The 232-nt window shown below is 53.4% G+C and carries 1 protein-coding gene; it reads right to left on the bottom strand.

All coding sequences use genetic code 11. The annotated features are described in order from the left end of the window. Positions 1 to 203 (bottom strand): hypothetical protein (locus Q4563_RS22980; RefSeq protein ID WP_303606197.1); only part of this gene is annotated, 203 nt, incomplete at its 3' end. Between the last annotated feature and the right edge of the window lie 29 nt (positions 204 to 232).

Below are 232 nucleotides of genomic sequence, written 5' to 3'. Positions count from 1 at the left end.
CTATAGCGGCTAGCGCTCAACGCTTTTTGCGCTTGGTCATACAACTTGCGTTGCTCTGATTTGTCGGCAATAGTGATGGGTGCGGCTGCCCACGCTAATGAGGAACTCAGGCCGAGGGCTAGCCCCAAAGCCATGGTTTTGGTGAGCGTGCCAAAAAATCGAGCGATGGGGCGCTGTATGTCTTGTGAGTTGATTCGCGGCATTTTTTACCTCTGACCGTTACCACTGGCGT

The sequence above is a fragment of the Gilvimarinus sp. 1_MG-2023 genome, assembly GCF_030548285.1.
The sequence above is the reverse complement of the archived record's forward strand: the minus strand, read 5'-3'. Positions and strand labels throughout refer to the sequence as shown.